22 protein-coding genes are annotated in these 23,774 nt (G+C 32.7%); 15 read left to right on the top strand and 7 right to left on the bottom strand.

Annotated elements, in window-relative coordinates; translation table 11 throughout:
• Positions 1-38: 38 nt before the first annotated feature.
• The 7 genes from V1503_RS22515 (at position 39) to cydS (ending at position 6,512) form a co-directional block, all read left to right on the top strand.
• On the top strand, positions 39-1,178 hold the full coding sequence (locus V1503_RS22515; RefSeq protein WP_410629232.1) for a sensor histidine kinase: 1,140 nt from the start codon (positions 39-41) through the stop codon (positions 1,176-1,178).
• Complete coding sequence (locus tag V1503_RS22510) at positions 1,175-1,774, top strand: response regulator transcription factor (RefSeq protein WP_320258504.1); 600 nt, start codon at positions 1,175-1,177, stop codon at positions 1,772-1,774. Before V1503_RS22515 ends, V1503_RS22510 begins: the two co-directional genes overlap by 4 nt.
• Positions 1,775-2,186: 412 nt before the next feature.
• Entirely contained in the window at positions 2,187-3,179 is a 993-nt protein-coding gene (locus V1503_RS22505) for an arsenic resistance protein (protein WP_410629231.1), read from the top strand.
• A gap of 25 nt (positions 3,180-3,204) precedes the next feature.
• Entirely contained in the window at positions 3,205-3,645 is a 441-nt protein-coding gene (locus tag V1503_RS22500; protein WP_410629230.1) for an OsmC family protein, read from the top strand.
• A gap of 384 nt (positions 3,646-4,029) precedes the next feature.
• Positions 4,030-5,376 (top strand): cytochrome ubiquinol oxidase subunit I, encoded by a 1,347-nt coding sequence (locus V1503_RS22495; protein ID WP_214481742.1) that lies wholly within the window; start codon positions 4,030-4,032, stop codon positions 5,374-5,376.
• Positions 5,373-6,398 (top strand): cytochrome d ubiquinol oxidase subunit II, encoded by a 1,026-nt coding sequence (locus V1503_RS22490; RefSeq protein ID WP_214481741.1) that lies wholly within the window; start codon positions 5,373-5,375, stop codon positions 6,396-6,398. The genes V1503_RS22495 and V1503_RS22490 overlap by 4 nt, the downstream gene beginning before the upstream one ends.
• Before the next feature lie 12 nt (positions 6,399-6,410).
• On the top strand, positions 6,411-6,512 hold the full coding sequence (gene cydS, locus V1503_RS22485) for a cytochrome bd oxidase small subunit CydS family protein (protein WP_410629229.1): 102 nt from the start codon (positions 6,411-6,413) through the stop codon (positions 6,510-6,512).
• An 85-nt stretch (positions 6,513-6,597) separates the two neighbouring features.
• Here the strand turns inward: cydS and V1503_RS22480 are convergent, their stop codons facing one another.
• A complete protein-coding gene (locus V1503_RS22480; RefSeq protein WP_410629228.1) occupies positions 6,598-7,980 on the bottom strand; it encodes a hypothetical protein in 1,383 nt (460 codons plus the stop codon).
• 333 nt (positions 7,981-8,313) lie between these two features.
• Between V1503_RS22480 and V1503_RS22475 the strand changes: the two genes are divergently transcribed.
• The 8 genes from V1503_RS22475 to V1503_RS22440 all read left to right on the top strand — a co-directional run bounded on the left by V1503_RS22475 (position 8,314) and on the right by V1503_RS22440 (position 15,382).
• Entirely contained in the window at positions 8,314-8,403 is a 90-nt protein-coding gene (locus V1503_RS22475) for a putative holin-like toxin (protein WP_352223147.1), read from the top strand.
• 623 nt (positions 8,404-9,026) lie between these two features.
• The gene (locus V1503_RS22470) at positions 9,027-9,974 is read left to right on the top strand and encodes a helix-turn-helix transcriptional regulator (RefSeq protein ID WP_410629227.1); all 948 of its coding nucleotides are present in this window, start codon (positions 9,027-9,029) and stop codon (positions 9,972-9,974) included.
• A gap of 80 nt (positions 9,975-10,054) precedes the next feature.
• Positions 10,055-10,894 carry a DUF2785 domain-containing protein gene (locus V1503_RS22465; RefSeq protein WP_214481738.1) on the top strand — a complete coding sequence of 280 codons (840 nt, stop codon included), beginning with the start codon at positions 10,055-10,057 and terminating at the stop codon, positions 10,892-10,894.
• A gap of 284 nt (positions 10,895-11,178) precedes the next feature.
• Entirely contained in the window at positions 11,179-11,961 is a 783-nt protein-coding gene (locus V1503_RS22460; protein WP_410629226.1) for a serine hydrolase, read from the top strand.
• 361 nt (positions 11,962-12,322) lie between these two features.
• On the top strand, positions 12,323-12,649 hold the full coding sequence (locus V1503_RS22455; RefSeq protein ID WP_250886578.1) for a metalloregulator ArsR/SmtB family transcription factor: 327 nt from the start codon (positions 12,323-12,325) through the stop codon (positions 12,647-12,649).
• On the top strand, positions 12,642-13,364 hold the full coding sequence (locus V1503_RS22450; protein ID WP_410629225.1) for an SRPBCC domain-containing protein: 723 nt from the start codon (positions 12,642-12,644) through the stop codon (positions 13,362-13,364). Before V1503_RS22455 ends, V1503_RS22450 begins: the two co-directional genes overlap by 8 nt.
• Before the next feature lie 494 nt (positions 13,365-13,858).
• On the top strand, positions 13,859-14,560 hold the full coding sequence (locus tag V1503_RS22445; RefSeq protein ID WP_410629224.1) for an SAM-dependent methyltransferase: 702 nt from the start codon (positions 13,859-13,861) through the stop codon (positions 14,558-14,560).
• 525 nt (positions 14,561-15,085) lie between these two features.
• Positions 15,086-15,382, top strand: a complete 297-nt coding sequence (locus V1503_RS22440; RefSeq protein ID WP_214481733.1) for a putative quinol monooxygenase — start codon at positions 15,086-15,088, stop codon at positions 15,380-15,382.
• 243 nt (positions 15,383-15,625) lie between these two features.
• Here V1503_RS22440 and V1503_RS22435 read toward each other — a convergent pair whose 3' ends face one another.
• From V1503_RS22435 to V1503_RS22410, 6 genes are all read right to left on the bottom strand, one after another.
• A complete protein-coding gene (locus V1503_RS22435) occupies positions 15,626-16,753 on the bottom strand; it encodes an ABC transporter permease (RefSeq protein ID WP_410629223.1) in 1,128 nt (375 codons plus the stop codon).
• Positions 16,750-17,631, bottom strand: coding sequence for an ABC transporter ATP-binding protein (locus V1503_RS22430; RefSeq protein ID WP_496113375.1), 882 nt, complete (start codon positions 17,629-17,631; stop codon positions 16,750-16,752). The genes V1503_RS22435 and V1503_RS22430 overlap by 4 nt, the downstream gene beginning before the upstream one ends.
• A gap of 1,217 nt (positions 17,632-18,848) precedes the next feature.
• A complete protein-coding gene (locus V1503_RS22425; RefSeq protein WP_410629221.1) occupies positions 18,849-19,568 on the bottom strand; it encodes a hypothetical protein in 720 nt (239 codons plus the stop codon).
• Positions 19,569-19,757: 189 nt separating this feature from the next.
• Entirely contained in the window at positions 19,758-20,390 is a 633-nt protein-coding gene (locus tag V1503_RS22420) for a YdeJ family lipoprotein (RefSeq protein WP_410629220.1), read from the bottom strand.
• Positions 20,391-21,250: 860 nt separating this feature from the next.
• Positions 21,251-22,975, bottom strand: coding sequence for an S-layer homology domain-containing protein (locus V1503_RS22415; protein ID WP_410629219.1), 1,725 nt, complete (start codon positions 22,973-22,975; stop codon positions 21,251-21,253).
• Positions 22,976-23,330: 355 nt separating this feature from the next.
• On the bottom strand, positions 23,331-23,633 hold the full coding sequence (locus tag V1503_RS22410; RefSeq protein ID WP_410629218.1) for a hypothetical protein: 303 nt from the start codon (positions 23,631-23,633) through the stop codon (positions 23,331-23,333).
• Between the last annotated feature and the right edge of the window lie 141 nt (positions 23,634-23,774).

Below are 23,774 nucleotides of genomic sequence, written 5' to 3'. Positions count from 1 at the left end.
AAACAAATAAGACCAACTTATTAAAGAGGTTTATAATAATGATAAAAAAGTTATGGATATTTCAAAAGAGTGAGGGCATTTCACCATACATATGGAGCGTATTTAGTATTTTACCGTTCTATTTTGTTTTTCAATCTTCTTCAAAGCTTGAAGTTGTAATAGGAATTATATTAACTGTGTTATTTCTTGTTTCTTATAGATTTGCATTCATCTCCAAAGGATGGATCATGTATTTATTAACGTTATTATTATTAGCAATAGCAGTAACAATGACCATCTTATTTCAATTTATTTATTTTGCATTTTATATTGCCTATTTTAATGGTCATATAAGAAGTCGTATCACCTTTATGACGTTTTACATTATACATTTAATCATAACAACGGGCTTAATTAACTTTAGCGTCATTCTTCAAGAACAGCTATTTCTAAAACAAATTCCTTTTATTATCATTGTGTGGATTAGCGTGATCCTTCTACCGTTCAATATTTATAATCGGAAAAAACAAGGTAGACTTGAAGAACAGCTAGAAGATGCTAATAAAAGGATTTCTGAGCTTGTTAAACAAGAGGAACGACAACGAATTGCCCGTGACTTACACGACACGTTAGGTCAAAAACTTTCTTTAATTGGCTTAAAAAGTGATTTAGCAAGAAAGCTAATTGCTAAAGATCCTGAAAAAGCCAAAAGCGAATTGAAGGATGTTCAGCAAACTGCACGCACAGCTTTAAATGAAGTAAGAAATATGGTATCACAAATGCGTGGTATAAGGTTGAAAGAGGAATTTGTACGAGTAAAAGAAATTTTAAAAGCTGCTCAACTTGAATTTATTATAGATGAGGATGTCAAATTGAACAATGTTTCATTGTTTCTAGAAAATATACTAAGCATGTGTGTCAAAGAAGCTGTAACAAATGTAGTGAAACATAGTAACGCTACTTTATGTGAGATATCTATAGAACAATCATGGAATGAAATTTCTATTACCGTTCGTGATAACGGTATTGGCATCGCCATAGATCACGATTTAGGTAAAGGAAGCGGCCTTTTAGGAATGAAAGAAAGACTTGAGTTTGTGAATGGTAGACTAGATATCGTTTCAAATGAAGGAACAGCAATCATCATGAAAGTGCCTAATAACATAGTTAAGCAGGGAAATGGGGAGGAACTGAAATGATTCGAATAGTTATTGCAGAAGACCAACGAATGATGCTGGGTGCATTAGGGTCACTTCTCAATTTAGAAGAAGATATGGAAGTGGTAGGTAAAGCTAGTAACGGTGCTGAAGCAATATCACTTGTGCAAAGACACAAGCCAGATGTTTGTATAATGGATATTGAAATGCCAGAAAAAAGCGGACTAGAAGCAGCTGAGGAACTGAAAGAAATGGCATGTAAAGTTATCATTTTAACGACCTTTGCACGAAGTGGTTATTTCCAAAGAGCATTAAAGGCAGGTGTTAAAGGGTATCTATTAAAGGACAGCCCAAGCGAGGAGTTGGCAAACTCAATTAGAAGTATCATGGCTGGAAAGCGAATTTATGCACCTGAACTTATGGACGACATGTATAATGAAGGTCATCCTCTGACTCATCGCGAAAAAGAAGTGCTAGAACTCGTTGCTGATGGTAGAGATACGAAAGAAATTGCAGATGAACTCCAAATAAAAACGAGTACAGTAAGAAATTACATTTCAACGATACTTGATAAGCTGGAAGTTAAAAATCGAATTGAAGCCATCACTCATTTTAAAGAAAAAGGATGGTTTAAGTAAATAATTGTCAAGCAAAACCAGCTAATTTTAAAATATTAGCTGGTTTTATTTGTGTAAATATGAAATTATCACATGTATTAGGCATTATGCTATTTGCTTCCTCTTAATTGCTTTATAGAGTAGATCAATTGATATAAAGCATACAAAAGCAATGAAAGGATAGTATACAACTGGATCTAATAACGACAAAACGTTAAGAGAATTTTAAGAAATTGAATACTTTTTGCATGGTGGGAAAGGGGATGTATTTCCAGTAATTTTTGTAGGATAATACATAGTTATTCTAGATATTTGAACGATACTTATTTCAGTAGTAGTATGATTTTCTTTAATAAATTGACAAATCTATATATACCCCTTATAGTATTTCGTATACCATGTGGGGTATACAGGTGATTGGAGGTGAGTTGTAATGAGAATGATATATACTTTTCCACAAAGGTTTCTACATTTAAGTATTCCATTAACATTGGTACTAGGTTTTATCATAGGCATTTCTACTGATACGAGCTTTTTAAAACCAACAATATTATATGCGACAATTATGATGATTTATACATCGTTGGTTGGTTTAAAGTTGAAAGAATTATCCTCATTTAAGGGGTCTAAAATTTTATTGTATTCTATGATGATCAACTTTTTATTCATTCCAGCAATTGCACTATTAATAGGTAAAACGTTATTAAATGAATACCCTAATATGTTTGCTGGTTTAGTGTTATTGGCACTATTACCTACGAGTGGTATGACTATTTCATGGACATCCATGCAAAAAGGGAACGTTCATGCTGCGATAAAATTAACAGTTTTCAGCTTAATACTAGGTTCGTTGTTAACACCGATATATTTATTAATAATGGTTGGCGAATTTATTAATATTAATATGTTTGAAATTTTCAGCACCATATTATTAGTTGTTTTTTTACCTATGTTACTGGGACATTTGACGTTCAAAGTAATATTAAAAAAATATACTTTGGACCAATTTCAGCAGAAAATTAAACCTAATATAACACCATTAAGTATATGGTCAATGCTTTATGTTGTATTTGTAAGTATCAGTATGAAGGCTGAAATGATTGTTAGCAAGCCACAGTTAATCATATTTGCACTTATCGTTTTAGTGTTATTTTATCTAGTAAACTATATTATTAGCACAGTAATTGCGAAGAGGCTTTTAAATCGTTCAGATGGGATTGCTTTAGTGAACGGGGTAGCACTAAGAAACCTTTCAATTGCAATAGGTTTAGCAGCGACATCTTTCGGTGCTGATGCAGCACTAATCGTTACGTTAGCTTTTATTGTTCAGCAACAAGGTCATGTTTATTATATTAAATATGCGAACAAGTATTGGTTTAATCAACAACAGCAAAGAACATTGACACAAAGAACAACAATTGGATAGTACATCTAGAGAGGAAGATAATAAAATGACAAACAAATTAAACATTATTGTAAACTCACGTTCAGAGGGTCTAACAATTACGAACAAAGCTGGTAAACACGAATTTATCATAGATGAAGGTAAACAAATGGGAGGAAGAGATTTAGGGCCAAATCCACTTCAATCAGTGTTAGGTGCGCTAGCAGCTTGCGAAAATGTTACCGCACGTGTAGTAGCACGAGAAATGAACTTTGATTTTAAAGATATGGAACTAAAAATCAGTGGAAAATTTGATCCACGCGGATTTATGGGTAGCCCACATATCCGTCCATATTTCGAAGCTGTTAAGGTAGATGTGAGAATCATAACAACTGAACCCGAAGGAAGAATCAATGAGCTTCAACATAAAGTAGAATCTCGCTGTCCTGTATACACGATGCTAAAAGCTGCGCAGGTAGAAATGATTGACTCATGGCAAAAAGCATAGATTATTTAACAATATGTATACAATAATATAACATTGCTACTAAAAGGATTTACTTCACCAAACTATATTTTTCATTTATAAGATTTTCAAGAATTGATAAATGGGAAAGAGTCGTGAGGTTTATCCTTTTTTTATTTTTTTCCACCAAAAACAATTTCCAATCCAGGTATTAATAAACGTTCATACTTCATAATTACAACACAAAAATGACGCTTAACTGTCACCGTTAAAGGCGTTTACTTTGTGATATTCTGATCTTGAAGGGGCGGTGTTATGTATAAAAAACAGGAGAAAACATTAGCTTTAATAACATTTCTAGTTGCATTTATCTTAGGTTTATCCTTTTTAGGACGTGTTTTTTCAGGGTAAGGAGGAGGCTTTTCCATGGTAAATGAAGAGGCAGTCTTTTTTAGTCGTATTTTGACGGAGTTAACACTATCTGTACATATTATTTTTGCAACAATAGGTGTTGGTGTCCCACTTATCATTATGATCGCACAGTGGGTAGGAATTAAAAAGCAAGATGAACACTACATCCTTTTAGCAAGAAGGTGGACACGTGGCTTTATTATAACAGTTGCGGTTGGTGTAGTTACAGGGACTGCAATTGGTTTACAACTCTCACTTTTATGGCCAAACTTTATGGAGCTTGCAGGTAATGTCATTGCGTTACCATTATTTATGGAAACATTCGCCTTTTTCTTTGAAGCGATATTTCTTGGCATTTATTTATACACATGGGATCGTTTTGAAAATCAGCGAAAGCATTTGTTATTGTTATTACCTGTTGCTATTGGGGCATCCTTTTCAGCTATTTTTATAACGATTGTAAATGCCTTTATGAATGCTCCACAAGGGTTTGACATTGTAGAAGGGGAACTTGTCAACATTCAGCCTTTATTAGCAATGTTTAACCCAGCAATGCCTACGAAGGTAGCACATGTGTTGACAACTGCCTATATGACTTCAGCATTTGTCTTAGCATCAATTGCTGCTTTTCGCATGCTTAAAGGATCAAAGCATGAATATCATAAAAAGGCGTTGTTTTTAACTATGAAACTTGGTCTAGTTTTTTCACTTGCTTCCGCTATAATTGGTGATTTCTCTGGGAAGTATCTAGCAGAATATCAACCTGAAAAGTTAGCGGCAGCTGAATGGCATTTTGACACAAAAAGTGAAGCTCCACTCGTTTTATACGGAGTTTTAAGTGAAGAGGAAGTGAAGTATAGCTTAAACATACCATACGCGCTCAGTATATTAGCTTTTGGTTTTCCAAGCGCTGAAGTAATTGGGCTAGATCAAATTCCTGAAGATGAAATACCACCGCTTTATATTCATTATTTATTCGATTTAATGATTACGATTGGAATTTTATTAACAATTTTATCAGGCGTTTACTTATTAGCCATTTGGAAGAAATGGAATTTTATTTTGACGAAATGGTTCCGTTGGATGGTGGTACTTGGTGGACCTTTAGCAATGATTGCTATCGAGGTAGGTTGGTGGTTTACAGAAGTTGGTCGACAGCCGTGGATACTATATCAACTTTTGCGAACAAACGATGCTGCAACTACAACTCAACATGTTGATAAAATGCTATATGCATTTTCAGGATTATATGTAGTTTTAACAATAAGTAGTATCATCGTTCTTTCACAAATGTTTAGAAAAAATACAGTTGAACAAGAATTGTCAGATCGAGCACTAGAGAAAGCAGGTGGCTCAGTATGACTCTTCAAGTAATTGGTATATCAGTATTATGGCTCTTTCTCTTTGGCTATGTAATTGTGGCTTCTATTGATTTTGGTGCTGGTTTTTTTAATGCGTATAGCACACTTACACGTAAGCAGCATATTTTAACGAAGCTCATTCAACGTTATTTGTCACCAGTTTGGGAAGTTACAAACGTTTTTCTCGTTTTTTTCTTCGTAGGCATGATTGGCTTTTTTCCAAAAACTGCATTTTATTATGGCACAACATTACTAATTCCAGTTAGTTTAGCGATTATACTTATAGCCATAAGAGGATCTTATTACGCTTTTGCAACTTATGGTAAGGGTCAAAAAAATACGTATACGATGTTGTACGGTCTGACAGGATTATTTATACCTGCTTCATTGTCTATCGTTTTAACCATTTCCGAGGGTGGCTTTGTTACAATGAAGTCATCTGGTCCAATACTAAATTATGTTGACTTGTTCACAAGCCCCTTGACGTGGAGTATTGTCATTCTTAGTTTGTCCGCTGTTCTATATATATCTGCTGTTTTTTTAACATGGTATGCTTATTATGCACAAGATCATAAAGCAACAGAATTGTTCAGAAGATATGCTCTCGTTTCTGCATTACCAACCATTGTTACAGCCTCAGGGATTATTATTGAATTGCGATCACATAACTCAATTCACTTTGAGAATTTATTAGATTTATGGTGGATATTTGGTTTGTCATTTTTCTTATTTATTGGTACTGTGATTTTACTATGGAAACGAAAAGCATTTGGATTAGCATTTGGATTGTTAGTAGGCCAATTTTTTCTAGCTTTTTTGGGGTATGGCGTATCGCATTATCCTTATTTAATGTATCCCTATCTTACAATGTACGATAGCTTTACAAATGATACGATGGCGATTGCTTTAATTATTGCGTTTGTTGCTGGACTAGGATTACTCATTCCTTCTCTCTACCTTTTGCTGAAGTTATTTCTATTTAATAAGGAGTACGTCCAAGGTAAGGGAAACAATCATGTGTAAGGAGGATGATGAATGAATAGCTTTATTATTTTCTATGCACCTATATTAATCGTTGTTACATCATTAATTTTCGCTTTTTGGGTGGCACCTAAGGATGATTTGATTAAAAAATAACCTAGAATATTTAAATGTTAAAAGCTGATCTATTCATGAATAGATTGGCTTTTAACATTCAATACTTTAAGTGGAACTATGCTGTCTAACTAGAAATGATTTTTTTAGATGTAAAAGTTATGGGTCCAATTATTGATCCTATCGAGTTAACATCAGTATTTTCTACGGTTAATATATACTTCACCTTACCTAAAGTTGGTTTCAAATCAACGTGTGTAAAGCTATCAATGCTAAAATCGTTTACTTCATTTTCCAATTCGGTTTTTGCACTAAAAATTAGATTGGTTGGGTTTACCGTATTTCTATATATCTTATATATTAATTCAGGTGAATCGTCCTGTACTTCAGAGCCAATCGTCGCATTTAATATAATCTTCTCTTCCATCATCACTTTATCTACAATTAATACTACTAGTGTCAAAAACTGTGGTGATATAGGGATATTTTTCATAATACTTGCTGAAGTATTTGGATTTAACACATACTGATGTACATCTATTAGTTTTGTTTTAGCAGGAATGCTGCAACTACTTTTTCCAATTTGATCTTTGCTAATTTGTTGGATAACAAATGTAGTTGGACCTATTACCCTGGCCATTGCATTTTGAGCAAGGCCTTCCACTGTAAGTATATATTTAACCTTCCCTAAAGGTGGATTTAAATCAACATGAGTTAAGCTATCAATATTGAAATCAATACCTGCTACTAATTCTGTTTTCGCACTAAAAATTAGATTGGCTGGGCTTACTGAATTCCGATATATTTTATAAATTATTTCAGATACATTTGCTAAAGCTTCTGTGCCAACAGTAGCCTCTAATAAAACATGATCCTTGAGCATGATGTTATCCAATGATAGTTCTGCTAACGTCAAGAAATTTGGTGATAATGGTATATCTTCAGACGAAGCTTCTATTGTATTTGGATGTAATACAAATTGATTCATATCTATTAATTTTTGAGCAACAGTTTTGTCACACATACACTTTCCTGACTGAGGTTTTCTGATTTGTTGTATAACGAAAGTGAGAGGTCCTACTACTTGAGCCATAGCATTTAAATCAACACACTCAACGGTTAGGATGTATTTTACTTTCCTTAAGGTTGGATTTCTATCTACATGACTAAATGTATCTATACTGAATTCATTACTAAAATTAGGAATACTTCCTTCTAATTCTGTTTTCGTGCTAAAGATGAGGTTTGATGGACTAATTGTGTTACGATAGATGCTATATAATAATTCTGGAGAATCACTGAGTACCTCAGACCCTACAGTGGCATTCAATAAAACAAAATCCCCTGGCATAAGATGTTCAAGTGATAGTTGTGCTAATGTCAAAAAATCTGGTGTAATGGGGATATTTTGAGCAATACTACTTGCAGTATTTGGATGTAATACAAATTGATTCATATCAACGAGGGTTTGCCCAACAGCTTGATTACATCCACATCGTGTTTTACACACATCATCAACTCCTAAACTAAGTGATAATTTATTATATGGATGTGTTTTATTTATGTATAGAGATGTATACTAAATAGGGTTTAAATAGGTTACGTATAAAACTGAAATATTTTGTTATGGGTGATTTTAGACGGTTCTTTGCACATTTTTTTTATGCTTGTACATCACTCTATACGTATTTTTGTATGATTACATATAATATGGTAGGGGTTGGATTAATTGGAGGTTGTACTAAATTAGGGGATTATTAGGTAATCGTGATATAATAGGCATACAATAACGAATTTCTAAAGGGTGGTCGGCTTCATTCCCATTGAAAGGGGGGTGAAGCATATGACGGTATTTGAAGCGTTGATGTTCGCTGTAGCGTTTGCTGCTCTCGTCATTTCAATGCTGTCTTTTAACAAAAACGACAAAAAGTAGACCACCCTTAACGCTTTATCGGAGCAGTGGGTGGTCTACTTTGACTATAAGCCGATCCTCTAGGAATCGTTTATTGTTCAATACCGTGAGTGGTGACGACACTCGCGGTCTTTTTTATTGTATGCAAGAACAGCTTGTCTATGATTAGAATATCACAATTGTTTAAAATTGTACAATAGATCATGTATCACATATAACCTTATCGCATAACATCTACATATAATAAGGCTTTTTTCGTATAGGTTCGTGGTACCACTTTTTCAAATAAGTTAGTAAAAAAGAAGCAAATAAATACCGAAAAGAGTCTTAAATTACGATGTGGAAAGGTGTGAGGATCGTGGATGCGTTAATCAAGTTATTAGCTTTTATTTGGGAAACATAATGTAACCATTATGAAGGTTCTGGTATAAAACCGGAACCTATATACTTAAATAGCATAACCAGTTCTTTTTTTATAACTACACATATATGAAACTCTGATATAATCGGATTACAATAACGATATTTGAAGGAGCTGAAGTATAATCAAAGCCTTTGCTTTGGTACTCTTTTTAAAAAAATATTGTTGCTATATCTAAGTATAAATTTTTAACATAAAACTCGTAAACTATAGGAGATTATATATGAAAAAGATGGAGCGGTTGGTTGGAATTATTTATGCATTAAAAGAACACGAACAGCTAACAGCTAAGCAAATTTCAGATCTATTTGAAGTAAGTGAAAGAACAATTTATAGGGATATAGAGGCACTTAGTCAATTAAACATACCTATCATATCCTTAGAAGGATTTGGTGGAGGTTATCAAATAGATGATAACTATTTCATACCAAGTGTTGCTTTTAACGAAAAAGAAATCTTATATTTATTAATGAGCTTGCGGTTAGGAGAAATTATTAAAGTTCCGAATATGCAAGAAGACTACGTATCATTAAAGTATAAGCTACTTAACATCCTAGATAACAATAAGAAGGAAAAATATCTTACTTTATTAGAGAAAATTACTTTTTTTATAAATGATATTTTCCCAGGTTCTTATAAGAAAGATGTAATTCAAATTATTATTGATAGCTTTCTTGATTACAAAAATATAGTTATACAGTACTACTCACCTAAAACAAATGTACTGATTGAAAGAGAAGTAACTCCATATCAACTATTCTATGATAGTGGTGGTTGGTATATTAATAGTTTTTGCCACCTAAGAAAGCAGGATAGATGCTTTAGATTAGACAGAATAAAACAAATAAGTATTTCAGAAAATACATATTCTTCAACATTACTAGATGAATTAATGCAAAACAAGAAGCAAGGGCAAGACGATAAAATAAATGTTACGTTATCAATGGATAAGAGCCTATATGAAACAGTTAAACATGATTATATGTTTCTAGATTCTGTCGTAAAAGACTGTGGAAATATAGTTACGTTACAGTTTTGGGCGTATGTTGATGATATTATAAGATTATCAATAACGAATATAGATGAAGTGACGATTATTGAGCCACCTATGCTTATAAGTCACTTATCTGAAAAATGTCAACAAATCATGAAAAAATATAAACAACACTGACAAGTTTATGTCAGTGTTGTTTTGTTATGATGAATGAGTGTTTGATTTAAAGTTACAAAATAATAAGGAGCTGGATTTACATGAATGAAGTTAAACAGCTGAAATCTTTACTACTACAAATTAAGTCCAATAACTGGAGTGTACCAGTAGATGTAAATTTAGATCAATTAACAACTGCAATGATGAAACATCTAGGATCAACAGATTCAGAATTAAGAGATGAACTAATTTATTCTCTTTTTCACCAGTTGATTAGAGAAAAAGCCTTATCAGATAATCAATTAAAAGATTTATTGAAGCTGTCATTATCTGATCAACATTTGTTTTATAACATAGGGGCAAAAGGAGATGATACGGTTTTTAATAGGGCTTTTGCTATTTTAATAGTTAGTTCAATTGTAATGTATCATAATCAAAATGGAGAAAATTTGCTGACAGAAGAAGAAATTTTTCACGTACATAAAAATGTTTTATGCTATGCAAAACTTGAAAATGATGTTCGAGGATTTGTGAAAAATAAGGGATGGGCTCATTCTACAGCACATTTAGCAGATGCACTTAATGAACTAGCAATTTGTAAAGTTATGAAAAAAATTCAGCTAACTGATATTCTAGAAGCTGTAAAAGAAAAAGTATGTATTAAAGACTACACATATATAAACGAAGAGGATGAACGTTTAATTACTGCAGTAACAAGTATTATGGAGAGAAATATCTTGAGTGATGAAGAGATTACAACTTGGATACAGCAATTTGATAATATTGAACAAATAAAAAACTCTCAGCAGCAGCATTGTCTGTTAGTTAATCGTAAAAATTTTTTGCGTAGCCTATATTTCAGGTTTAAGCAAAACGAGGTATGCCGACCGTTTACTGCAACAATTGAAACTGTTTTAAACAAAATTAGTTTTGTTTATTAATTGCCTTATTTTCTCTTTTTTTGTACTTGGAAAAAATAAGGATCCAAATCTTATTCGAGTGGTCTTTTCTTCAATAGAAATGGCTCCTTTCATAAACATGTTGCTATTCTTACAAATAAATGGACAGAATGAAGAGCTTAATGAGGTCTCAAAAATTTTAAAAGTAGTAAAGATGCTACTACCGTAAGATATAGATGTGGTTATATTTAAGTACGAAAAGCAACAAGCTATTTGAAAACAAGTAAAAAAGATAACTTGTACTATCTTTAGAGGAGAATTTATTAATGATTAATGTGAAGAATATTCTTGAAGAATATAAAGGGGAATATGGTGCTGTTGTTTATTGTACAAAAACGAATAATCTAATTTGTTCTTATCATCCAGATTTTATTATACCTTTAGCTTCAGTAGGTAAAGTTTTAGTGGGGTACGTTGTTGCAAAGTACATCGAAGAAGGGGTTTTATCGTGGAACTCTATCATCAATCATGTAAGCTTTGACTCTAAAGAAGACAGCCATATTATTTACCCCCACCTTCAAAAAAGGACTTCTTTACCGTTAAGCACTATGATTGAAGTCATGATAGCATGTCACGATAACGTCATAGCAAACCATATAGTTTCATACATCGGTGGTTGGGAGAAAGTAAACAATAAATTATGGGATGAAAACTTTAGTAGTTTTAATCTTACTAAAAATCCACAAGATACTCAAAACTACGGGTCAATAAATGACCTACTTTACATTTTAATAAAGATTTACGATGGTTATCAAACACAACCCGAAATATTTATACCACTAATCACAGGTATGGTCAGGCAGCAGGACGCTCATCGTCAAATACCTAAACAATACCTTGCCCATATGACTGGTGGTTTACATGACTTAATCTTGGATATAGGTATACTAGGTCATTTCTCGAAAAATCCTTATATATTCGTAATAGCAGGTAATAACGTACCAAATCGGTTGAAAAATAGTGAGTCCGACAATAATGTAGCAAACATTTTGTTTGATGTATATAGAGAATGGAGAAAAAGCATGGTCCATCATAACGCCAACATTTAGTGGTCTATGTTGTTACAGGGTAATAATCTAGCAATGGTTTTGGATTTTTACTCGACATCTACTAATCAGGTGGAGTGAGTCTTCACCTTATTCACCTTATAGCATAAGATTGTATAACGTGTTCACTGATAGCATTAGCATCTTGAAGGTATCCACAATGCATTTCCTCAACCATTTCCTCGGATATTTCCTCTGTAATTTTCATACCTTAAGAAATTTCAATCTGTTTATTATAAAAATTATGGTTATACAATCTGTTTACAATAATATTACTTTTCAAAGTGTATTTTCTGAAAATTTAATAATAGCACTTGAAAATGAAGAAAATTATGGTAATATTAACATATAACCAAAAGGTTATATGTCGGAGGTGAGGATAACAGATTTTTATCGTGCAATTGCAGACCCCATTAGGAGAAGCATTTTATCAATGCTATCTTATAATGAAAAAACCCAATCTCAGATAGTAAATAGGTTCAATATTTCTCAACCAGCTATTAAAAAACACTTAAAGATTTTAAAAGAAGAGGAGTTGATTTATGAAAGGCGAGAGGGAAGATACTGTTTGTACGGTTTGAAAAGGGAGATATTTCAAAAACAATATGGGATGTTGAAGCAAGAGCTAGAAGCGGTATTAGATCATAAGCTTGCGAGCTTAAAAAATTATTTAGAGGAGGATGATGATTAGAGTGACAACATATCATTCAGTGAAAAGAGAGATATTTATTAATGCTAAACCAGAAAAAGTATGGAAGGCTCTAACAAGCGGTGAGGAACGCAATAAGTGGGAAACAAAAAGTTGTAAAATCGAGTTGAAAGTCGGTGGGAAATTTTCTGCAGATTACGGATGGGGTGTAGCTCATAGCGCTACAATCGTTGAAATTGTGGAAAAAAAGCGACTCATTATGGAAGATGAAAATAATGGAAGAACAATTTGGACAGTGACCCCTCAAAATAACGGTAGCTTAGTTACACTAGAGTTCAATGGATTATGGACTGGAGACTTAGGAATGATGGAAATGGAAAATAGCTCTTTCGGTCAATACCAGTTCATGAGAAATATGAAAAGTGTTATTGAAAACAATGAGGATATTCGACATTTGTTTTGGAACAGCTGGATAGGTATGCAGCACAAAACAATAGAACGAGAAGGCTTTAAAGCGCGAGAAATCGTCAAGATTGTCCCAAACACTCCGGCTGATGAAGTACTACGAATCGGAGACCTCATTACTTCAGTAAATGATCAAACCGTAACGACATATGATGATCTAGAAAGAGTGATTACTGAAATGCCTCCACAGCAAGAAATAAAGTTAGCTATAAAACGAGATGATAAAATAAAGGATGTGTATTTGGTAACAGTACCATACGGAAGTACAAAGTCACCTACACCATCAAAGTAAATTGTTATGGTCACTGACATGAACATGTTGTCACTAACTAATCTAACCATACAACTTATTAAGCTTCTAACCTAATTTCCATAAATCAAATTTCATCCAATAGACATAATATTGTGGTTGTTAAAGATTGAAGGTTAAAATTCCACTAATAGACGGAGAAACTTCGTAGCAATTATCTGCTTTGTCCCCACTACAAATATATAAAACCTTTTCTTGCTAAGCCTAATTAGTTACAAAAAAATAAATATTAGTTAAAACTGAGGAGTTGTGCTTTGGATAAAGTGTAAACCCTCGGTTATTTTAGTTAATTGATACAGATTGAAATGCAAGAAGAAATTGTCCATTATTTAAAAACGAATAGATCTGATATAGAAGCCTGTACTACTAATAAAAAGATTTTATGCTACTTTAGAATTATACAACAATAAATAACGAGCATGATTGAATATAATGTGTTAGTATAATTCTAATTCTTGTTATATGAGGTGAGTTAGTTGAGCATAGTTGAGCAAAGTACAAAGTTGGATTTAGAAAGAATTATATTTATTGGGAGAACATTCAAAGAATACATGGATATGTTTTCATTCTCTGAAGATGATTTAAGTACTAAAAAGATACTAGATTGTCCCGCTGGTGCATGCTCTTTTGCTGCAATAGGGGAAAAGGTAGGTTTGAATATTACTGCTTGTGATATTGTCTATGACTATTCGGTTGAAGCCTTAAAAGGGAAAGGGTTGAGAGACATAGCACACGCAATGAAGCATATGGAACAAGCTAAAAGTAATTATATTTGGAATTATTTCGGTAATCTAGGTGGCTTAAGAAAGCATCGGGAAAGTGCTTTATATGACTGTACAAGCCACATGAAACAATCAAGTGATCGTTATATTTCAGCTACATTACCAACATTACCATTTGCAAATGAACAGTTTGATATAACGTTATCTGCGCATTTTTTGTTTATGTATGCAGATAGATTAGATTACGATTTCCATATAGAGACCATAAATGAACTATTGCGAGTAACAAAAGATGAAGTTCGAATCTTTCCTTTAGTAGATTTAGAAGGGACCCGATATGAACATATAGATAGGATCATCAACTACCTTACAGCGCAAGGTTATAAGGTTGATGAACTCAGTAGTAAGTATGAATTCCAAAAAAATGCTAATTCAATGCTCAAGATAATAAAATAGGAACAGGGGGTAGCGTTCAACGCTACTCTTTTCTCTATGTAAATACATATAGAAGATACACGTTTTTTGTTAATGATGTAAAAATCTCATTTATTATAAACCTTTTTTTAGTTATTATGGTTATATATTACATATATAAATATATTATTAGTAGAAATAGAAAATATAAATAAGTAAAAAGGAGCTCGTAATTAAGGATTTTGTCTCCGAAGTACACAGAGTCGTCTTGAATAGTATGTCCATATTGAATGTGAATTTAATCTGATTCATTGTAGTATTTTAATTAGCACATACACCACAAGATAAAGAACAATCGCCCTTATGGAATGTATAAAAAAATAAGAAGTGTATAAATTAATGATTGTTGTTTAACTACACTGATAATTAAATTATGTAGGGTTGTCATCTATAAATTGAACTGATTACTCACAAGAAGTTCTGTTGTAATTATTCAAAACAAATATTAATAACATAACGATATGAAGAAGTTAACCTAGGAAAAGAAAAAGGAAAGGACGATGATTTATGATTATTATTCATGCTGTGACTCATGTAAACCCTGCGAAGGAAGAAGCATTTCTTGAAGATATTCGTTCATTAATTACTGCCTCTAGAGCAGAAGGTGGGAATATATCCTATGACCTAATGAAAGATACCGAAAAGGATAGTGTGTATACAATGGTAGAAGCTTGGAAAGATTTAGAGGCTGTTAACAGCCATAACGCTAGTGAACATTTTACATATTTTACGAACAAGGCAACAGAATATCTCATTGCGCCACTGGATGTAAAGATTTACGATGCTAAACAATTAGAAATGTAACATATGGTTGTACGATATTCATCGACACCTTCTTTTACGGAAGGTGTTTTAATTTGATCATAGTGTAAATGAGCAAATGTATTATACTTATTCAAAGGAGAGATAGAGAGGTTCACTCAATCTCTTTCTAAGGTTAAAAGTTTTGGGTGGAATAAGAGCCATGATAAAAAAATAGAACCAGCTAATATGGTCAATAGTAGCTGGTTCTGAAATAAAGAATGAAGTTTTACATTGTTGAACTTGCTATGCTATTTGCTTCCTCTTGATAGTTCTGTAAATAGTAATCAATAAAATGAAACTAATAAGAAAAATCGCAGGATAATGTACTAATGGGTCTAAGACTGGAATGCCAAACATATTAATTGCATGGAACGAATTAACAAAATCAGGTGCAGTTATGAAGTTCGCAAAACTATACTTCATCACATAATCCCATAACGGAATGCTAAATGAAATTGTTGGTAAGATAAAAATCGATGCACTAATAATGAACGACATTAATGTATTTTTTGAAAGCGCAGACACTAATAAAACTAATGTCATAAAAGCAAGAGCCACTAGAAAATGAATACCGGTTTGAATGAGGAAAAACTCCAACATAGTCAAGTTATATGGTGTATGCTGTGAGATCATTTGGACAGGAGCATCCCATCCGCCATTCCCATAAACATACATGTTCATTAAAACATCAAATGTTAACCAAGACAAAATCACAAACAATACGTAAATGATGGAAGCGAGAATTTTTGCTGTGATACTCTTACGACGACCATGTGTACTACTATATATTAACTGATCCATTCCCGTATTCGTTTCATTCACAAATATGGTAGCTAAACCGATTAAGATCATTATACTTGTAAAAAATCGTGAAAAATATGCAAAGCCTATTGTTTCTTGTGGTCCTTTACTATAGGTGAATGTTTCAAAATTCAAATCTACCAACATATTATTTTCTAACAAAGCTTCCTTATATGAAAAATCACTCTCGTTTAATTTACTCATATTAATTTGAAGTTCAGATAATCTATTAGGAATTATTAAACTATTCATCGTTTCATTTTCAAATAGAGACATTATCACAAATTGTTCAGCAACTTCTTTTTCTGATAATGTACCTTCGATACTTTTCGGTGTAAGCAATTCTTGTATATTTGACGCATCTTCTAATTTCTTCTCAGTAATAGTGCCTTCCCAATTTTCCGCGGCTAACTGTAAATCACTCTTTAACTGCAGAGCCTTATATGGGGAGGTTGAAATATGAGCACTAAGACTATTCATACTAAATAGGATAAACATGAGTCCCATAGTAATGTAAATTCCTTTTTGGCGAAATAATTTATATAGCTCAAACTTTACTAGCTGCTTCATATGGCTACCTCCTGATCAAAGTAATATAAATAGAGATCCTCTAAGTTAGGAGTTGCTGTAATAGCTCTTTCGTCAGGCTTCATTTCAGAAATGACTCTAATTCCAACTTCATGTTGTTGACGAATAATATTTCCTACCTTATATTTTGCTTGAAATGCTTGTACCTCATGCTCTTTTACATTTATTGTCCATACATAGTCTTTGATTTGTTCTAGTAACTCTTCTGGCTTTTCTTTATGAATGAGCTGACCTGCTTTTAAGACAAGTATTTCTTTTGCGATGAATTCAATATCAGAAACGATATGTGTTGACAATAAAACAATTCGGTCCTTTGAAATGGATGATAGAAGGTTCCGGAATCTAATGCGTTCTTCAGGATCTAGACCCGCTGTAGGTTCATCAACGATTAATACTTTTGGATCATTTAATAGTGCTTGGGCAATGCCAACTCTTTGCTTCATCCCACCTGAAAACTTACCAACTTTTCTATTACGGTGCTCTGTCAAATTGACAACCTCTAAAAGCTCAGCAACTTTCCTTACTGCTACCTTTTTCTCAATACCTTTAAGAGCAGCAATGTACATTAAATACTTTTCAGCTGAAAAGTTTTTATATAATCCGATGTATTGAGGCAAATAACCGAGTACGTCACGATATTCTTCATCTAACACTTCAATATCTTTCCCATCTAATAAAATTCGACCCGAAGTCGGCTTTATTAATGTAACGAGCATGCGCATCAATGTCGTTTTTCCAGCACCGTTTGCTCCTAAAAATCCATAAACTCCATCAGTTAACTCAAATGAAACATTGTTTACTGCTAATTTATCTCCAAACTGTTTTGTTACTTTATCAATAGTTAAATTCAAGGAAAACACCTCTATTAATTATTATTTTTATAAACAAAATTTCTATGACACTGAGGAAGATTGGTCAAAATTCAAGCCATAGACTTACCAATTACATTGATGGGAAAAATGACTGGACCTTTTTGACGATCTATTAATCTATTCATGAAATTGTTGATCACAGTTAATTAAACGAAAAGGGCTTTAAAAAAGTTTTATAGAAAAAACATGAAATTCTTTCCATCCATATTTAAATGAGCTATGGTTTTATAACGAAGATGAATAATCGGGGTCTTAGACCATTGAAGGAATGCTGTTTATTTATATAAATAGCAACAAAGATTAAGAAAAAGAGACATAAGAACACTGGAATTAATATTAGTTCAAGATACTAAAAACATATGAAGAATAATACAGAAGGGAGGGGTTATTAAAGATTTAAATAATCAGCAAAGAAGCACTTTAGCTATTAGTAATCCGTTTTAGTAATTACTATTAATTGGAGCAAGGAAGAAAAGGAAATAATAGTTCAAATGAAATCACTTATCATACAACAAAGGAAATAAATTTCCCAGAAAGAGTATGAAAATATATAATCAATGAATATATAAGTGTTTGTTAATTTGAACCGATTGGGTTCAGTTTTAGAAGAAATGATGTGGTGTGTAGCTTGTTTATTTCGTAGAACAATAACGAAACAATACTTGAACAAATACAGAATAAACAGGATAGACCTAAAACTAGAATTATAATTCTAATTCTGACGGGATTATTAATGCTAACAATTAATTTCATTTTCTGTCTCACTATCATAAGTTTACTTAGTTTATGAGACAATTTATATCTTTTTATAATTGCTTCCTATAATATATATTATGTAAACTAGATAAAAATATAAAAAAATACCATATGATCAATCCTCCACTTCACGACAATTATTTGAATCACCTAGATAATCTTTGTACGTTATTATTTAGGTCTTTTAGCAACTTATTAACTTATTCACTATTAAAGATTAACTTTATCAATTATTATTTTGTTCTCCAATTTTCTCCGTAACCTAAGCAATAATCTAAACTGTTATTTTTTATATCTTATTTTAGTATTTCCTTTCATATCTTATCCATGACATCAACATATTACCGATACATGAGTTAAACTGGGTTCAAAAAGGAAACTTTGAAGATGTCATGAAAGAAAAATCAACCCACTTCCTAACATTTTCACACTAGGAGTGGGCTTCTGTTTTATTGAACCTTAATTTTAGAAGGATTATTTATTTTATATGGAAACTCTTTGTGTTTTTTCTTTACGATCTTCGCACTAAATTCTAATGATTGCCCTTCTTGTAACTCTAATTTCTTCAATGTCTTACTGTATCCGCACCATGCGAAACCAACTTCCAATTGCTTATCTGCTATAATCTTAACATTATCTAGTAGTAAAATTTCATCATCATTATCGCTAAAAGGATTGGGCTTGGTACCAAACCCCTTTACCGTTGCCACAAAAGTAACTTTGTCTTCTGGTAAAGCGATTTCTGATTTAGTCGCTTTTTCATTTGTTGATTTATTTTTTGGCTTTGTAGTAGATGTTAACGATTTATCTTTTTTAGGTGAGCTTTTAACTGGGACCAATGATTCTTCCGTTTCTTTTCCAAAGGTCGATTTTTGCATTTCTTTTAAATAATCAGGGTGGATACAAGAAATGTTTCCATCCTCGAATTTAATAATTAAAGTGTGGAAAGTTCCAGTTACACCGTACTCTATAAAGCCGACCACTTTGACAGAACGCTTATATCCTTTTCCTTTGTACCAGAAATCTTTCTTAGGCGTTTTGCCAAATAAGCCCCATTCCCTACCCAGTTCTTCGTAATGCTCGTCATTCTCAAATGTATTGTATTCTTCTTTAGGTGGGATGTACTGCGTTAGTCCACTTTCTTCTATTTGTGGGTAATTTACTGACATTGTTAAAACCTCTCTCATTATTTTCATTTAATACTATTATAATCGATATAAGAATTTTTTATAGTCGTAAACAGTAGAGGTATCTCAATAAGTTTTGAGGATATTTGTCTAACAGCTGCTGCATGCTATCTAGCCGTAGCTTGTAACCCCCTCTTGCTGCATATGCTCCTGATAATGTAAAACGAATATCTAATTACTCAATCTTATTTTTTTAACTAGATTTATAATTTCTTCATCATTACCTGTGTCAACGGACATTATCTTTGTGTTGTTAATAATATCTATGTAGAATTTTTCACTAGCTGGGTAAATACCATCCCAACGTAAAGGAACGTTGTAGACATTTATCGTGCCGTCCCAATTACTACTATATGTAACTGAACCATCCACTAATCGAGACCCAGATAACTGAATAACATCTTCAAGATACTTAGCGCTAGTGTCATCATCGGGGTTAAGTGGGGTTCCAACTAGAAAATGTCTAACATTTAAATCATCTATCTCTTGATTTGGGCCTAGTTGCAACCAAATTCTAGCGTATTCAATTTCTTCTTGAGAGTATTTAGATAATGGTATATTTTCCTCGCTTCCAAGAGCATTTTGTTTTTCCTTCCGTTTGTCTACGTCTAAAGAAGCTTCATTAGAATTATCCGTAGTAGATTGCTCTGTTTCTGTTGTGGACTTGGACTCAACTTCATTAATGTCTACCACAGAATTATCGGTATGTGATGTGTTGTCTGTACCACCATTACAACCGGAGAGCAATAGAATAACCAATAACAGAGCAACTCCATAATACAAAATCTGTGTTCCTTTATTCATTTAATCCTTCCTTCCCTATTCAACTTGTAAAATTTGATTCACAAGAAATACTCTTTAAGTTTGAAGAGTCACTTTTAGTAAAAAATAAAGATCACCTATCCTACACAAAAGCTTGCATAATGATGTCATTTACTCGAATATTGGTAACTTGTATCTGCAATAAGTTAAAAATACTAAAATAAAGCCCTTCTCAAAACATTACTCAATATGCTTTATTAGCTTCATTACTTCAGTCATGAAACCTACTATATAATAGGTCAGAGTCCTCCTTAGTTAAATGAATATCCAACCAAATTAGAGTTAATTTCTCCAAATAGAAATTGCCTAACTGTAACTTTTTCAACTAAATTTCCTTAGCTAGTATCTTGAAAGTTAATTTTAAAAATACTAATAGGTAAATAACACTTATTCATTATTTTACCAATCCAAAGTATTATTAACTATCAAATTATTCATTTATTTACCCATAACTTTTAATTAATGCTAAAAAACAAAAAAACACCCTTAGGATGTTTTAGTATGATTTACAAGGGCTTTTCTTAACCCTATCTATTAAATAATGAATAAGAGCAATTAAGTATGATAGCAGTAAAATAATGATTATTCTAAATGTGTTTCTCCAAACATGACTGTAAAAGTTACAAAAAGAACAAAACTAGTAAAAATTTATGCAAAGAAAATCGCAACGTATCTAGACATAAATGCTCCTTTCAAAGAATATTATGTAAACTTATACTTCGAAAACAAAAATAGTACTATAATTATCTAAATCTTTTAAATTTGAATTAGATCTCTGATATCAAAAAAAAGGATAGATGAGCATATTAAAATTTGCTCCAACTATCCCTAATTTAATTGTTCTAATTAGTAGGCAAAACAAACATTTGTACCCAATAAGTAGAGTAATTATTATGTTCAGATCCCTCAATATATCCAATTCCAATTTCAGTGAATTCAGGACGCAAAATGTTTTTACGATGACCCTCACTATTCATCCACGCTTCAACAACTTGTTCTGGAGTAGTTTGACCCGCAGCAATATTTTCTCCTGACATATTATAATTAACACCGAAGTGTAGTAACATTTCACCTGGTTCTCCATAAGTTGGAGAGATATGATCGAAATAATTCTGATCCCGCATATCTTCAGCTTTAATTTGCGCCACTTCAGTCACCTCATTAGATAATATGAGTGGATCTACTCCCTCTTCTTCACGCTCTATGTTAACTAAGCTAAACACTTCATCGACAAAAGCAGTTATTTCGTCTTCACTATCTTCATCTCCAGGGTTCTGGGGATCATCCTCTCCTGGAATAGATACATCATCTTCAACTTCGATGTCAATGGTTTGAGGTGTAATTTTACTATTATTGAAATCTTCAATATCTGATATGTTTAGTTCAAATTTTCTTGTGTTTAAACTTTCAAATAATTCTAAGGTAACTGTGTTTGTAGCATGGTCAGGCGTTACTTTAGCTGTTACATTTTGATCATCAATCGTTATTTCAGATAATGAGTTATAGCTAGATTGTGAGAATGAAACCGGCTCGGAAAAATAAAGTTCAATTTGTTTATCATTCAGTACTTTTACATCTAACAATTCAGGAGTGTTAACATCTCTGACAGTTATTACTTGTTCATATTCAATATTATTATTATCAACCGTTTTTATACCATCTAGTACAACTGTAACATCCTCACTAGCTTTTAACTCTCCTGACTCAAGAATGACGGCTATCTTATCACCATCTGTAATTGTAGTATCCATAACCCTTAATTCTTTGTTAGTCTCGTCTAAAATTTTTACAGTTGAATTAGTTAAAGAACCTTCATTTATGTCCTCATTGAACGAAATTACAATCTTTTTAAGGTTGTCTGCAATTACACTTACAACTTGTGATTCAGGTTGAGGTTCTTCTATTGGTGGATCCTCATCTTCAGTTACTAGTCCAGCCTCTTGGTTAAGTGCACGATATAAGAAAGCTGCGAAGTTCGCACGGGGAACATTTCCGTTACCATCGTAAGTGCCATCACCCTTACCGGTTGTTACGCCATTTTGAAATAAAATTGCGACATTCGCTCTGTGAGAATCATCAATATTCTCTATGTCTGTTAAAGTAACTTCAATCTCATCATTAACTTCTAAGCCGAATGCACGAACAAGAACTGAAGCCATTTGAGCACGAGTTAATGTGTCGTTTGCTCCGAATATACCGTTACTCCCCTTGAAAATTCCAGCTGCCTTTACTGCAGCAGCAGCTTTTTTAAGCTCTAGATCAGTAGAGTCTTCTACATCATTAAAAGAAGTTAAATCATCAGGAACTTCTAAGTTAAGTGCGCGTTGGAATAATTTCGAAGCTTGACCACGAGTTAATTCAACATTAGGCCCGAATGTTCCGTCTGTAAACCCGTTGATAATTCCTTCATTTGCTAGTTCAGTAATGTAGTTATTAGCCCAATGCTCAGCTGATACATCCGAAAAGCTATCAGTGCTGGCAACAACCGGGACGACTGCGGTTGCTACGAATGCAGCTGAAATAGAACCCGCTAGGAACTTATAATAAGATTTTGTTTTTATAGACATTTCAAAATAGTCCTTCCTTCAATTAGTAGTTTTAAGTAATGACTAAAGAGTTAAAAGAATACATGAAAGATAGTGGCTGAGGGTTAATATTCTCTTAAACATATTCAGAGATTATTATATATCTAACATTTTCTGTTTTGCATGAGGAGATGGTTGTAGTTCCATATTAGGGTCTTGAACCCATATTGTTCTAAATTGGAAGGAAATTTTCATGGAATAATCCGTATTATTTGAAGGTTCTTTTCGTAAGCTTAATTGCTGTTAGTCCCAATAAATAACTGTCTTTTTAATCAACATATAGAAGAAAAGATCCTGCCATATGTAGTTGATATGTGTATAATTTTTAGGATAAAAATCAGTCTATTGTAATTATTGCTGTTTTGTTTATAGCATCCTTTTGCACTATGTAATGAAGTTGTTTAAATAAACTTGACATAAATCGAAAAAAGAACTCTTTTATCAAAGCTTCGATTTTATCAATTGCTGCCCATAAAATTTTAATCCTCGTCCAAATCTCATGTGGATGATTTAAGAAAAACCTTTTTTGTAAGCTCGTTACGCAGTTTACCACATCATGAACAAACACAAACCTCAAGTTCCATGTGGATGTAATTGACTTCGTATCTGGTGTTATTGTCATTGAATATTTTTTTTGCACACATTTAAATTGCTCCATCAGTCCATCGTTTCACTCTGGTCTTAGATTGTATGTCCAATTCATTTTAAACAGCGGGATACTCTCTGGACGACCACTCGCTTTAACTTCAAAGTGAATACATCTCATTCATCTTCTATCATA

The sequence above is a fragment of the Nanhaiella sioensis genome (assembly GCF_046557775.1).
Classification (GTDB): Bacteria; Bacillota; Bacilli; order Bacillales; family SM2101; genus Nanhaiella; species Nanhaiella sioensis.
The sequence above is the reverse complement of the archived record's forward strand: the minus strand, read 5'-3'. Positions and strand labels throughout refer to the sequence as shown.

Excerpts from the sequence above, each read along its gene's own strand:
- V1503_RS22460 (WP_410629226.1), top strand. The coding sequence starts at position 11,179 with ATGATTAATGTGAAGAATATTCTTGAAGAATATAAAGGGGAATATGGT.
- V1503_RS22495 (WP_214481742.1), top strand. The coding sequence starts at position 4,030 with ATGGTAAATGAAGAGGCAGTCTTTTTTAGTCGTATTTTGACGGAGTTA.
- V1503_RS22490 (WP_214481741.1), top strand. The coding sequence starts at position 5,373 with ATGACTCTTCAAGTAATTGGTATATCAGTATTATGGCTCTTTCTCTTT.
- V1503_RS22505 (WP_410629231.1), top strand. The coding sequence starts at position 2,187 with ATGAGAATGATATATACTTTTCCACAAAGGTTTCTACATTTAAGTATT.
- V1503_RS22500 (WP_410629230.1), top strand. The coding sequence starts at position 3,205 with ATGACAAACAAATTAAACATTATTGTAAACTCACGTTCAGAGGGTCTA.
- V1503_RS22510 (WP_320258504.1), top strand. The coding sequence starts at position 1,175 with ATGATTCGAATAGTTATTGCAGAAGACCAACGAATGATGCTGGGTGCA.
- V1503_RS22470 (WP_410629227.1), top strand. The coding sequence starts at position 9,027 with ATGAAAAAGATGGAGCGGTTGGTTGGAATTATTTATGCATTAAAAGAA.
- V1503_RS22465 (WP_214481738.1), top strand. The coding sequence starts at position 10,055 with ATGAATGAAGTTAAACAGCTGAAATCTTTACTACTACAAATTAAGTCC.
- V1503_RS22515 (WP_410629232.1), top strand. The coding sequence starts at position 39 with ATGATAAAAAAGTTATGGATATTTCAAAAGAGTGAGGGCATTTCACCA.
- V1503_RS22475 (WP_352223147.1), top strand. The coding sequence starts at position 8,314 with ATGACGGTATTTGAAGCGTTGATGTTCGCTGTAGCGTTTGCTGCTCTC.
- V1503_RS22455 (WP_250886578.1), top strand. The coding sequence starts at position 12,323 with ATGTCGGAGGTGAGGATAACAGATTTTTATCGTGCAATTGCAGACCCC.
- V1503_RS22435 (WP_410629223.1), bottom strand. The coding sequence starts at position 16,753 with ATGAAGCAGCTAGTAAAGTTTGAGCTATATAAATTATTTCGCCAAAAA.
- V1503_RS22415 (WP_410629219.1), bottom strand. The coding sequence starts at position 22,975 with ATGTCTATAAAAACAAAATCTTATTATAAGTTCCTAGCGGGTTCTATT.
- cydS (WP_410629229.1), top strand. The coding sequence starts at position 6,411 with ATGAATAGCTTTATTATTTTCTATGCACCTATATTAATCGTTGTTACA.
- V1503_RS22440 (WP_214481733.1), top strand. The coding sequence starts at position 15,086 with ATGATTATTATTCATGCTGTGACTCATGTAAACCCTGCGAAGGAAGAA.
- V1503_RS22425 (WP_410629221.1), bottom strand. The coding sequence starts at position 19,568 with ATGTCAGTAAATTACCCACAAATAGAAGAAAGTGGACTAACGCAGTAC.
- V1503_RS22420 (WP_410629220.1), bottom strand. The coding sequence starts at position 20,390 with ATGAATAAAGGAACACAGATTTTGTATTATGGAGTTGCTCTGTTATTG.
- V1503_RS22450 (WP_410629225.1), top strand. The coding sequence starts at position 12,642 with ATGATTAGAGTGACAACATATCATTCAGTGAAAAGAGAGATATTTATT.